The organism is Enterobacter hormaechei subsp. hoffmannii (assembly GCF_001729745.1).
GTDB classification, from domain to species: domain Bacteria; phylum Pseudomonadota; class Gammaproteobacteria; order Enterobacterales; family Enterobacteriaceae; genus Enterobacter; species Enterobacter intestinihominis.
The window spans coordinates 3,826,910-3,838,669 of the sequence record NZ_CP017186.1; the positions used below are offsets into that span (position 1 = coordinate 3,826,910).

Here is an 11,760-nt window from a genome sequence, read left to right on the forward strand (position 1 = left end):
GATTGTCAGTGGCTGTGCAGTCCAAGAAAATCGACAATCTGGGTGAAATGATCTTCAAAGCCCGTGAAAGCATGGTTTCCGCCCTCTTCTACAGTCTGGCGGCAGGATGCGTAATACGCCACTGCCTGGCGGTAATCCAGCACTTCATCTCCCGTCTGTTGCAGCAGCCAGATAAGATCGGGCGCTTCAAGCGGGTCGACCTGCATAACTTTGAGATCGTAAATATGGCATGACTCTAGCACATATTGTTGGCCGGTGTAGGGGTTCTCGTTTTCGCCAAGAAAGTCCCTTAACAGCTCAAATGGCCGGACCGCCGGGTTAACGACGACAGCGGGCAACATAAAGCATTGCGACAGCCAGGTGGCGTAGTAGCCGCCGAGGGACGAGCCGACAACGCCAAACGATTCGCCGCCGTGTTCAAGCACAATCGATTCCAGCATTTCTGCCGCGTCCGCCGGATAAGGGGGCAGCTGCGGAATAATCATCTCCACGTGCGGATGATGTTCGCTCAGCCACTGGCGAAACTGCGTCGCCTTTGCGGAACGCGGAGAACTGTTGAACCCGTGCAGATAGAGGAGCGTCGACATCAATAGCCTTCTGAAGCGGTATCCGGGCGGAACTGCGCGCCAGCCAGACGGCACACTTCGGTGGTCAGCGAGCCGTCGGCATGCAGGTCCAGCCAGCGCCAGCCCGGTGCGATGGTGTCCAGCGTGAAGTTAGCGCAATGGGGCTTGAACTGCACGCAGGTGGACGGCGTCGCGAGCAGGCGGCGACCGTTCCAGTCGAGATCCTGTTCCTGGTGAATGTGCCCACACAGCAAATTTTTCACGCGCGGGAATTTCGCCAGCACGCTATCCAGCGCCGCAGAGTTGCGTAAGCTGTGCTGATCAAGCCAGCTACAGCCCGCCGGCAGCGGATGATGATGCAGTAACAGCAGCGTATTACGATTCGGTTCGGCGGCCAGTTTTGTCTCCAGCCAGTCAAGCTGATAGTCGCTCAACTCACCGTGCGGAACGCCAAACACCTGACTGTCGAGGAGCAGAATTTGCCACTGGTCCCCCGTAAAGACACATTTTGCCGGCGAAATCCCCGCCTCCTGAAGCGAACTGTACATGGCGGGCTGAAAATCGTGATTGCCCGGTAGCCAGACGCAAGGCACACTAAAGCTCGCAATTCCTTCGGCGAAATGCTGATAGGCTGCGGAGGATTGATCCTGCGCCAGATCGCCTGTCGCGACGATCAGATCGCATGGCCGCTTTTCAGCATGGATCGCGTCAAGAACCGCCTGATAACTCTCCCAGGTGTTCACGCCCAGAAGCGTCTCATGCTTTTCGGCAAAAAGGTGGGTGTCGGTGATTTGTAATATCCTGACTGGCGCCCCACCAGCAACAGTCAGGTTCAACAGGCTTTCCAAATGGTGTCCTTAGGTAGGTTTATGACGCTAACAAACCGGAATCGCCATTGCTCCATGTGCTAAACAATATCTTAGCCAGTCGGCTAAAAACTGGTTAATTTGATGCTTTTCGTCGCGTTGATGCAACTTTTTATTCGGATAATCATACCGCGCTTTGAAGCGAAAGATCTGCTGGCTTGAACACACTTCAGCGACCATCGCATCATGATAAAGACGTACCGTCATTGACGGCAGGCTCCAGTAGCTGATGCTCGGCGCCGTTTGCTCAATCTCCACCAGCGTAGTGTAGCGCGTTGATTCTGTTATCGTTAACCGATACTGCGCGTTGCTCACCTGATAGCTTACCGTTTCGCCGGGCGCGTCGTTTCGCGGCAGCAGGCGGCGCAGCTGGGCGAAATTGGTTTCGCACAGGCGCATCATTTCTGGGAAGTCAGGTGTATAGCGCTTCATTTTTTCCACTCGTTTCGTAAATTCTGATGATGCAGTTGCAGCCATTGCAAGGCGATGACAGACGCTGCGTTGTCGATTAAACCCTCTTCTACCCATTGGTAAGCCTGCTCCCGACTCACCACATGAACCCGAATATCTTCGTTTTCATCTGCCAGACCGTGGATCCCTTTCGCTGTCGTGGCGTCCACTTCGCCCACCATAATAGATGAGCGTTCCGTTGTTCCCCCCGGACTTGCCAGATAGCTCAACACCGGTTTCGTCCGACCGATCGCCAGGCCTGCCTCTTCCAGCGCCTCGCGGCGAGCGACGTCTTCGACCGACTCACCCTCCTCGATCATCCCGGCCACCATCTCCAGCAACCACGGCGTTTCGCTGGTATCATACGCCGCAATACGGACCTGCTCGACCAGCACGACTTCATCACGCACTGGGTCAAAGGGTAGCAAGACTGCCGCATGCCCGCGCTCAAAAATTTCGCGTTTGATTTCACTGCTCATTTCACCGTTAAACAGGCGATGCCTGAAACGGTAAAGTTCCATTGAAAAAAAACCGCTATAAAGCGTTTCTCGTGCAATAATTTCTACATCGTTTTTGGCGAAGGTGACAGGCACGTTTTCTGGTTTTTGCATCGGTCGAGTCCTGGTAGCAATGGTGATGAAATTGTGAATTTCAAGGCTGTTTGGCTGCCGTTTGTATGGCTATATGGTAGATTGGAGCAAATTACCGCCAGATGGCACGTTACGCCAACCTTTTGGTGTGGATGATTCTGTTAGAATCGGCAATTATTTTTAATTAGATCAGCGCTAATACTGCTTCACAACAAGGAATGCAAATGAAGAAATTGCTCCCCATCCTTATCGGCCTGAGCCTGACGGGCTTCAGTGCAATGAGCCAGGCAGAGAACCTGTTACAGGTCTACCAGCAGGCACGTCTGGGCAACCCTGATTTACGTAAATCAGCGGCCGATCGTGATGCTGCGTTTGAAAAGATTAACGAAGCACGTAGTCCACTGCTGCCGCAGTTAGGCTTAGGTGCAGATTATACCTACACTAACGGTTTTCGCGATAACAATGGCATCGACTCGAATGCCACCAGCGCCTCTTTACAGCTTACACAGACCCTGTTCGACATGTCCAAATGGCGTGAACTGAGTTTGCAGGAAAAGAGCGCAGGCATTCAGGATGTCACCTATCAGACCGATCAGCAAACGCTGATCCTGAATACCGCGACCGCCTATTTCCAGGTGCTGAGCGCGATTGACGCGCTCTCCTATACCGAAGCGCAGAAACAGGCGATTTACCGTCAGTTAGATCAAACCACCCAGCGTTTTAATGTGGGTCTGGTTGCGATCACTGACGTGCAGAACGCCCGTTCACAGTACGATACCGTACTGGCTAACGAAGTGACCGCACGTAACAACCTCGACAACGCACTGGAAGCACTGCGTCAGGTCACCGGTAACTACTATCCTGAGCTGGCCTCTCTGAACGTGGACAGTTTCAAAACGGACAAACCGCAGGCGGTTAATGCTCTGCTGAAAGAAGCGGAAAACCGTAACCTGACCTTATTGCAGGCGCGCCTGAGCCAGGATCTGGCACGCGAGCAGATCCGCCTTGCACAGGATGGTCACCTGCCAACCCTGAGCCTGAGCGCCTCTACCGGCGTATCGGATACCAGCTACAGCGGGTCTAAAACGACGTCTCAGGCCTATGACGACAGCAACGTTGGCCAGAACAAAGTGGGCCTCAGCTTCTCTCTGCCGCTGTACCAGGGCGGGATGGTTAACTCTCAGGTGAAACAGGCGCAGTACAACTTTGTGGGCGCCAGCGAGCAGCTGGAAAGCGCGCACCGTAACGTGGTGCAGACCGTGCGTTCTTCCTTTAACAACGTCAATGCCTCTATCAGTAGCATCAACGCTTACAAACAGGCCGTTGTCTCTGCGCAAAGCTCTCTGGACGCGATGGAAGCAGGCTACTCCGTCGGTACGCGTACCATCGTTGACGTGTTAGACGCAACGACCACGCTGTATAACGCGAAACAGCAGCTCTCCAGCGCACGTTACCAGTACCTGATTAACCAGCTGAACATCAAGCAGGCGCTGGGTACGCTGAACGAGCAGGATCTGCAAATGCTGAACAGTACGCTGGGTAAACCGGTATCCACGTCGCCTGACAGCGTGGCGCCGGAAAATCCAGAGCAGGATGCCGCGGTTGATAACTTCAACGCTAACGGCAGCGCCCCGGCTGCACAGCCAGCGGCAGCGCGCAGCACCTCACCTGCGAGCAGCGGCACGAATCCGTTCCGTAACTAAGTGTGTCATCAGGCCCAATGCGGCCTGATGCCCTCACCCCAGCCCTCTCCCACAGGGAGAGGGTTCCCCACAAATTAATGCGAGCACTGAGCAATCCCCTCGCCCCTCCGGGGAGAGGGTTAGGGTGAGGGGAACATACGGCGGTGGTGGTCATTCCGTTCACTTTATGTTCCTTGCTACTCTGTAACGACATGACCGGTGAACGTGCCAGGGTGGCTCAGTCGCCACCACCCTGGCGACCCGGGCTCCCGGCGGTAAATCGCCGCTTCGCGGTGCCCTCGGCTCATTCCTTCCGGCTTATCGGGTACGGGCGGAGGCAACGTCCCTGTAAATCCGCCCTCTCGGCGCATCCCTGCGCCTCGCCCCGGCCGGAAGGCAAACGCCTCAGCGATTTACAGCCGGACCAGGGCATCGCTGACAGCCCTCAGTCATTTAGAAAGCAACTTTATTGCTTCTGCATAAAAAAATTACTGGGGATCCCTCAGCCCACAGGGAGAGGGAGCACATTAATCCCCCCGAACGTAAGCCAACGTAAAGATCCCCCGGATTTCGCCCCTCTTCGCTTCATTTTCAACCACTCATCCTCTATCCTGAGCGTTAATACCCCTGGGTCCTGGAAGACAAATATGAAACGGACAAAAACGATGAATCACGCGTCGTTCCGCAAAAGCTGGAACGCACGCCACCTGACACCTGTCGCGCTGGCGGTCACCGCCGTCTTTATGCTGGCAGGCTGTGAGCAAAGCGACGAAACGGTGTCGCTCTATCAAAACGCTGACGATTGTGCGAGCGCAACCGGTAAAGCCGCCGAGTGTACGACGGCCTATAACAACGCCCTGAAAGAGGCAGAACGTACCGCGCCGAAATATGCCTCACGCGAAGACTGTGTAGCCGAATTCGGCGAAGGCCAGTGCCAGCAGGCTCCTGCTCAGGCAGGTATGGCACCGGAAAACCAGGCGCAGGCACAGTCCAGCGGTAGCTTCTGGATGCCTCTGATGGCGGGTTATATGATGGGCCGTCTGATGAGCGGCGGCGCGGGCTACCAGCAGCAACCACTGTTTAGTTCTAAAAACCCAAACAGCCCGGCGTACGGTAAATACACCGATGCCACCGGCAAGGGTTACGGTGCTGCAACGCCTGGCCGTACGATGACCGTACCGAAAACCGCGATGGCACCGAAACCAGCCACTACCAGCACCATTACCCGTGGCGGCTTCGGTGAGTCTGTGGCGAAACAAACCACCATGCAGCGTAGTGCGACCGGCTCTTCGACTCGCTCAATGGGCGGCTGATCATGGAACGAGTCAGTATTGTCGAGCGCCCGGACTGGCGCGAAAAAGCCACCGAATACGGTTTCAACTTTCACACCATGTACGGCGAGCCGTACTGGTGTGAAGACGCTTACTATAAGCTCACGCTCGCGCAGGTCGAAAAGCTTGAAGAGGTGACCGCAGAACTGCACCAGATGTGCCTGAAGGTGGTAGAGAAAGTCATCGACAGCGATGAGCTGATGACCAAATTCCGCATTCCGAAGCACACCTGGAGCTTTGTTCGTCAGTCCTGGAAAACGAACCAGCCTTCGCTCTACTCTCGCCTCGATTTGGCATGGGATGGCGTGGGTGAACCGAAGCTTTTAGAAAACAACGCAGATACGCCAACCTCCCTGTACGAAGCCGCGTTCTTCCAGTGGATCTGGCTGGAAGATCAGGCGAATGCCGGAAACTTGCCGGAAGGCAGCGACCAGTTCAACAGCCTTCAAGAAAAACTGATTGAGCGTTTCGCCGAACTGCGAGAACAGCACGGTTTTAACCTGTTGCACCTCGCCTGCTGTCGCGATACCGAAGAAGATCGCGGTACGGTTCAGTATTTGCAGGACTGCGCAGCCGAAGCGGAAGTGGCGACGGAATTCCTCTATATCGAAGAGATCGGTTTAGGTGAAAAAGGTCAGTTTACGGACACGCAGGATCAGGTGATCAGCAACCTGTTCAAGCTCTACCCGTGGGAATACATGCTGCGCGAAATGTTTTCTACCAAGCTGGAAGACGCCGGTGTGCGCTGGCTGGAACCAGCCTGGAAGAGCATTATCTCCAATAAAGCCCTGCTGCCAATGCTGTGGGAGATGTTCCCGAACCACCCGAACCTGCTGCCTGCTTACTTTGCCGAAGATGATTTCCCGCCGATGGAGAAATACGTCGTTAAGCCAATCTTCTCCCGTGAAGGCGCGAACGTCTCGATTATCGAAAACGGTAAAACGCTGGAAGCGGTTGAAGGGCCGTACGGTGAGGAAGGGATGATCGTCCAGGCGTTTTATCAACTGCCGAAGTTTGGCGACAGCTATACGCTGATCGGCAGCTGGCTTATTAACGATCAGCCTGCCGGGATTGGTATTCGCGAAGATCGCGCGCTGATTACGCAGGATCTGTCGCGTTTCTACCCGCATATTTTTATTGAATAAGACTTGCCGGGTGGCGGCTTCGCCTTACCCGGCCTACATGTTGAGCGTAGGCCCGGTAAGCGCAGCGCCACCGGGCATGTTTTACCCCACCTGCACCGACAGCATACTTAAGCTCCCCATCTCAATACCGTCGACCGGTGTTGTGATAACCTCCTGACCATCCCATGCGCCTAATACATACAGCAATGGCAAGAAGTGTTCCGGCGTCGGGTTAGAGAGCGAACCGCCGTCGTGATCCAGATAGTTCACCAAAGGGTGCCGTTCGACCGGCCCTTGCCAGGTCAGGTTGTCTTTTACATAGTCATTAAAGGCTGTTGCCCAAGGGTACGGCGTATTTTCACCGTGCCAGCGTACCGTACGCAGGTTATGCACCACGTTGCCACTGGCAATCAGCATGATGCCCTCATCACGAAGCGAAGCCAGCTTACGCCCCATTCCCATGTGCCAGGCAGCCGGTTTGGTGCTGTCGATACTCAGTTGCACCATCGGGATATCCGCATCAGGATACATCTTAATCAGCACGCCCCACGAGCCATGGTCAAAGCCCCAGGCTTCTTTGTCCAGCGCAACCGGAACAGGGGCGAGCAGATCAACCAGCCGCTGCGCCAGCTCAGGCGAACCGGGGGCCGGATAATGCGTATCGTATAGCGCCTGCGGAAAACCGCCAAAATCATGGATCGTTTTTGGCGCTTCCATGGCCGTCACGCCGGTACCCCGGGTAAACCAGTGCGCAGAGACCACCACAATTGCCTTCGGACGCGGTAACGTCTTACCCAGCTGACGCCAGGCGCGGGTATAGACGTTATCTTCCAGAACGTTCATGGGGCTGCCATGGCCTAAAAACAGTGCTGGCATACGAGAAGGAGACATGGTGATATCCTTAGAGGAAGTGACAAAGTGATGGGCCTACATTACGCGCATTCAGGTGAAGATGAACGTAGATAACCGTGAAGATCATCATCAGGAAATTTGAATGCCAGATATCGCTTAAGGAGAATGCATGTCAGTACCTTTGATTTTGACCTTACTTGCGGGCGCCGCGACCTTTATCGGTGCGTTCCTTGGGGTACTCGGTCAAAAACCCTCTAATCGCCTGCTGGCCTTCTCGCTGGGTTTCGCCGCCGGGATTATGCTGCTTATCTCGCTGATGGAGATGCTGCCCGCCGCGCTTCACGCCGAAGGGATGTCGCCTGTTCTGGGCTATGGCATGTTTATCATTGGCCTGCTGGGTTATTTTGCACTCGACCGTATCCTTCCTCACGCGCACCCGCAGGATCTAATGCAAAAAAGCGTTGCCCCCATCCCTGGCAATATCAAACGCACGGCCATTCTGCTGACGCTGGGTATCAGCCTGCATAACTTTCCGGAAGGTATCGCCACCTATGTCACGGCCAGCAGCAACCTGGAAATGGGTTTTGGTGTCGCGCTGGCCGTTGCTTTGCACAATATTCCTGAAGGACTTGCCGTTGCCGGGCCCGTTTATGCCGCCACGGGTTCAAAACGTACAGCTGTCTTTTGGGCGGGTATCTCCGGGATGGCTGAAATTCTCGGCGGCGTGCTGGCGTGGCTGATCCTCGGTAGCCTCGTATCCCCGGTTGTAATGGCTGCAATTATGGCTGCCGTGGCCGGGATTATGGTCGCGCTATCTGTCGATGAGCTGATGCCGCTGGCAAAAGAGATCGATCCCAACAATAACCCAAGCTACGGCGTGCTGTGTGGAATGTCAGTGATGGGGATGAGTCTGGTTCTGCTACAAACGGCAGGTATTGGTTAAGAATTAATGCCTCCGTTTCATACGGAGGCATTATATTATTCAAAATAACAATCCTATATATTTACCCTATAATAACCCACCAAATATAAACCCATTAGAATTTCAAAAAAAGGCGTCTCTTAAGATAGCCTGAAAATATTAATTAAAAGCACCTACAAATATATTTAAGTCACGTTAATCGCGTACTCCCACCCCAATCCGTATACTTTGCAAGTATTCTGAAATTAATATTCACATTATGAATCACTCTGAAAAAGGATATTTCCATGTATATGGGTAAGAAATTACTGTTAGCAGCGGCTATGGCTGGCATTGTGTCGGGTTCTGCTTTTGCTGAAGATCAAGGCTCTGGCAAAATCAAATTCAAAGGTGTTGTTATTGACGCACCGTGCAGCATCGCACCAGACAGCGTTGATAAAGAAGTCGATCTGGGTGAAGTGACTACGGCCGTTATCAACGCCAACAAAAAATCCACGCCGGTTCCGGTCGATATTAATCTGGAAAACTGCCAGCTTGACGATCCGGCAGACGAAACCGACACGCCAATTACCAAAGTGGATGTCACCTTCACCAGCGCAGCGACAGACGCGACAGACACCAGCCTGATGAGTAACACCTATGCAAGTGGTGCGCAGAACGTGGGTGTACGTCTGCTGGATAATGCGGAGGCTGCTATCACGCTGGGAGAATCCAACGAGGTTGAGTTGCTGGCAGGATCAACCACCCAGACGCTGCATTTCAAAGCGGTTATGGAAGTCCCCACGGGTAAAACTGCGACGGCAGGCCAGGTTGAAGCCACGGCTAACTACGTCCTGTTGTACAAATAGTTCTGTTACGTAACAGTATTAGCCGACTGGTAATTCATGCCGGTCGGCATCCTTTATATATTCGAGTAACAGGATGATGACATACAAATTACAATGGATAATCATCATTGCATCCCAGTTAATGACGAGACTTACCTCTGCCACTGAATTTAATATAAATGCCATTGATAAAGATCAGCGCGGCAGCGTCGATTTATCACGTTTTAAAGATCAAATATCGGTTACGCCGGGAAGCTATTTCGTTACCGTTTCAGTTAATGATATTCCGCTGGCAAATGGCTGGCTCCTTCGCTGGAGAGAAATAAATAATGCAGTTCAAGTGTGTATTCCTCCCGAACTGGCCGATACATTTGCGTTACAGGATGAGGTTCGTCACGCTTTGCCAGAAAAAGAGGGATGCGTTGATTTCGCCGCCAGACCAGACATCAGATTTACGTTTGAGCAAGATAGCCAATCCCTGAATGTGACGATCCCCCAGGCATGGCTGCAATACCGTGCGGTGGACTGGATGCCGCCATCCACCTGGGACAACGGCGTGCCGGGCGTACTGCTGGATTACAATCTTTTTGCCAGCCATTATCAGCCCAATAGCGGCAGCAGCAATAACAACGCCAATACCTATGGCACCGTCGGTGCGAACATGGGCGCGTGGCGCCTGCGAAGCGATTACCAGTACACGCGAAGCGATACTGAAGCAGGCTCAGAGCAGGATGGCCGTTTTTCACGCGTATATATGTTCCGCCCTCTGCCCTCAATCGGAGCGAAACTGACGCTGGGTGAAACGGATTTCCAGTCCGCAATTTTTGACGCCTTTACCTATACCGGCGCATCGCTAATCAGCGAAGAACGTATGCTGCCATGGTCGCTGCGCGGCTATGCCCCGCAGATTACCGGGATAGCGCAAACCAACGCCACGGTGACCGTAAGCCTTGCCGATCGCGTGATTTACCAAAGTAAAGTGCCACCAGGCCCGTTTGTTATTCAGGATCTTAACCAGTCGGTTCAGGGCACGCTGGACGTCAAAGTCACGGAAGAGGACGGCCGCGTCAGCACCTTCCAGGTCTCTGCCGAGTCCGTGCCGTTTTTAACGCGCAAGGGTCAGGTTCGCTACAAGTTCGCGGCGGGTAAAGCGCGCCAGGGTGCCTCCCATGACGTTGAAGATAACGCCTTCATGAGCGGCGAATTTTCCTGGGGCATGCTGTCACACACCTCCCTGTATGGCGGCACGCTGACTGATGGCGACGGTTATCGTTCCGTCGCTGCCGGGATCGGCCAGAATATGGCCTGGCTGGGGGCGCTCTCTTTTGACGTCACGCAGGCCACCAGCCAGCTGCCACACCAGCGCAGTCAGACGGGTTACAGCTATCGCATTAACTACAGCAAGCGTTTCGATACCACCGGCAGTCAGCTTACGCTTGCCAGCTACCGCTACTCAGACCCCCAGTTTTTGAGCTACGCCCGCTACCTTGATTATGACGACGGTGACCGCCAGTCGGAGAAACAAACCCTGAGCGTGACGGCAAGCCAGTACATTTCAGCGTTATCCCTGAACCTGTACGTCAACATGCTGCGTCAGACATGGTGGAATGATTCACCTTCCACGACCGGCAGCATCACGGCGGGCTACAACTTTGATATGGGCCGCTGGAAGAACCTCGGCGTAACCCTGTCCTGGAGTAAAACGCATTACGATGAGGAAGACGAAAGTGACGATACTCAGTTCTATCTCTCGCTCAGCGTACCGCTCGATCCCGATCATCGTCTTAACTATGACCTGCGTAACAGCGACACGCTGAGTCATAACGTGTCGTGGTATGACACGTCGGATCGCAATAATACCTGGGGCGTTTCCGCAGGCGCGGAGAGCGGAAAGCCAGATTCCGGCGCGCAGGTCAGCGGGAATTATCAGCATTATTCTACGTACGGCGATCTCAATCTCTCAGGCAGCTATAAAGCTGACGAATATAACTCCCTCAGCGCGAGCTGGAGTGGTTCCTTCACCTCAACGGCGAAAGGCGCCGCGCTGCACCGGCGCAGCTACGGTAATGAACCTCGTGTGATGGTCAGCACCGACGGGGTAGGCAATATCCCGCTGAACATGTCGCGAGATGAGACCAACCGTTTTGGCATCGGCGTTTTACCGTCATTCTCCAGCTATTCCCCCTCCAGCGTGCAGGTCAATCTGAACAACCTCCCTGATGGCGTGGACGTAGACAACCGCGTCGTGACCTCAACCTGGACTGAGGGAGCCATTGGTTATCGTCAGATTGCCACGCGCGCAGGTAAGGACGTGACAGGCGTTCTGCGAATGTCATCAGGAGCGCCACCTCTCGGGGCGATTGTTCGCCTGGAAGCAAGCAATTTGCAGGTTGGGATGGTGGCCGATGAAGGCCGCGTCTGGCTGGCCGCCGTTGAGCCAGAACAGCAGTTTCGCGTGACATGGGGCGACAACCAACAGTGTCGCTTCTCGTTACCTTCTCACTTAGAAAACAGTATGCAGTTGATACTGCCGTGTCAGTAAGAAATCAT

General features: G+C 54.1%; 11 protein-coding genes. 6 read left to right on the forward strand and 5 right to left on the reverse strand.

The genetic code is table 11. The features are described from left to right. Positions 1-5 precede the first annotated feature (5 nt). From yqiA to nudF, 4 genes are read right to left on the reverse strand one after another with little or no spacing between them, the layout of a single operon-like run. The gene (gene yqiA / locus BFV65_RS18000) at positions 6-587 is read right to left on the reverse strand and encodes an esterase YqiA (RefSeq protein ID WP_069596964.1); all 582 of its coding nucleotides are present in this window, start codon (positions 585-587) and stop codon (positions 6-8) included. Then, on the reverse strand, positions 587-1,414 hold the full coding sequence (gene cpdA, locus BFV65_RS18005; protein WP_023298619.1) for a 3',5'-cyclic-AMP phosphodiesterase: 828 nt from the start codon (positions 1,412-1,414) through the stop codon (positions 587-589). Before cpdA ends, yqiA begins: the two co-directional genes overlap by 1 nt. A gap of 27 nt (positions 1,415-1,441) precedes the next feature. Then, positions 1,442-1,864 (reverse strand): DUF1249 family protein, encoded by a 423-nt coding sequence (locus BFV65_RS18010; RefSeq protein WP_003862516.1) that lies wholly within the window; start codon positions 1,862-1,864, stop codon positions 1,442-1,444. After that, positions 1,861-2,493, reverse strand: coding sequence for an ADP-ribose diphosphatase (nudF, locus tag BFV65_RS18015; RefSeq protein WP_069596965.1), 633 nt, complete (start codon positions 2,491-2,493; stop codon positions 1,861-1,863). The genes BFV65_RS18010 and nudF overlap by 4 nt, the downstream gene beginning before the upstream one ends. A 203-nt stretch (positions 2,494-2,696) precedes the next feature. Between nudF and tolC the strand changes: the two genes are divergently transcribed. The 3 genes from tolC to BFV65_RS18030 all read left to right on the forward strand — a co-directional run bounded on the left by tolC (position 2,697) and on the right by BFV65_RS18030 (position 6,630). Further along, a complete protein-coding gene (gene tolC / locus BFV65_RS18020; RefSeq protein WP_023306968.1) occupies positions 2,697-4,175 on the forward strand; it encodes an outer membrane channel protein TolC in 1,479 nt (492 codons plus the stop codon). A 626-nt stretch (positions 4,176-4,801) separates the two neighbouring features. Then, positions 4,802-5,467, forward strand: coding sequence for a DUF1190 family protein (locus tag BFV65_RS18025; RefSeq protein WP_006811983.1), 666 nt, complete (start codon positions 4,802-4,804; stop codon positions 5,465-5,467). 2 nt (positions 5,468-5,469) lie between these two features. Continuing rightward, positions 5,470-6,630, forward strand: coding sequence for a glutathionylspermidine synthase family protein (locus BFV65_RS18030; protein WP_022649428.1), 1,161 nt, complete (start codon positions 5,470-5,472; stop codon positions 6,628-6,630). An 81-nt stretch (positions 6,631-6,711) separates the two neighbouring features. On the opposite strand, the gene ygiD is transcribed toward BFV65_RS18030, so the two are convergent. Then, a complete protein-coding gene (ygiD, locus tag BFV65_RS18035) occupies positions 6,712-7,500 on the reverse strand; it encodes a 4,5-DOPA-extradiol-dioxygenase (RefSeq protein WP_069596966.1) in 789 nt (262 codons plus the stop codon). Positions 7,501-7,630: 130 nt separating this feature from the next. Between ygiD and zupT the strand changes: the two genes are divergently transcribed. The 3 genes from zupT to BFV65_RS18050 all read left to right on the forward strand — a co-directional run bounded on the left by zupT (position 7,631) and on the right by BFV65_RS18050 (position 11,752). Then, positions 7,631-8,404: a zinc transporter ZupT gene (gene zupT, locus BFV65_RS18040; RefSeq protein WP_022649430.1), complete on the forward strand. Its 774-nt coding sequence runs from the start codon at positions 7,631-7,633 to the stop codon at positions 8,402-8,404. Positions 8,405-8,670: 266 nt separating this feature from the next. Then, positions 8,671-9,231, forward strand: coding sequence for a fimbrial protein (locus tag BFV65_RS18045; RefSeq protein WP_022649431.1), 561 nt, complete (start codon positions 8,671-8,673; stop codon positions 9,229-9,231). Between the two features lie 76 nt (positions 9,232-9,307). After that, on the forward strand, positions 9,308-11,752 hold the full coding sequence (locus BFV65_RS18050) for a fimbria/pilus outer membrane usher protein (RefSeq protein WP_069596967.1): 2,445 nt from the start codon (positions 9,308-9,310) through the stop codon (positions 11,750-11,752). The last annotated feature ends 8 nt before the right edge of the window (positions 11,753-11,760 follow it).

Excerpts from the sequence above, each read along its gene's own strand:
- BFV65_RS18050 (WP_069596967.1), top strand. The coding sequence starts at position 9,308 with ATGACATACAAATTACAATGGATAATCATCATTGCATCCCAGTTAATG.
- BFV65_RS18045 (WP_022649431.1), top strand. The coding sequence starts at position 8,671 with ATGTATATGGGTAAGAAATTACTGTTAGCAGCGGCTATGGCTGGCATT.
- nudF (WP_069596965.1), bottom strand. The coding sequence starts at position 2,493 with ATGCAAAAACCAGAAAACGTGCCTGTCACCTTCGCCAAAAACGATGTA.
- BFV65_RS18010 (WP_003862516.1), bottom strand. The coding sequence starts at position 1,864 with ATGAAGCGCTATACACCTGACTTCCCAGAAATGATGCGCCTGTGCGAA.
- BFV65_RS18030 (WP_022649428.1), top strand. The coding sequence starts at position 5,470 with ATGGAACGAGTCAGTATTGTCGAGCGCCCGGACTGGCGCGAAAAAGCC.
- tolC (WP_023306968.1), top strand. The coding sequence starts at position 2,697 with ATGAAGAAATTGCTCCCCATCCTTATCGGCCTGAGCCTGACGGGCTTC.
- yqiA (WP_069596964.1), bottom strand. The coding sequence starts at position 587 with ATGTCGACGCTCCTCTATCTGCACGGGTTCAACAGTTCTCCGCGTTCC.
- ygiD (WP_069596966.1), bottom strand. The coding sequence starts at position 7,500 with ATGTCTCCTTCTCGTATGCCAGCACTGTTTTTAGGCCATGGCAGCCCC.
- BFV65_RS18025 (WP_006811983.1), top strand. The coding sequence starts at position 4,802 with ATGAAACGGACAAAAACGATGAATCACGCGTCGTTCCGCAAAAGCTGG.
- zupT (WP_022649430.1), top strand. The coding sequence starts at position 7,631 with ATGTCAGTACCTTTGATTTTGACCTTACTTGCGGGCGCCGCGACCTTT.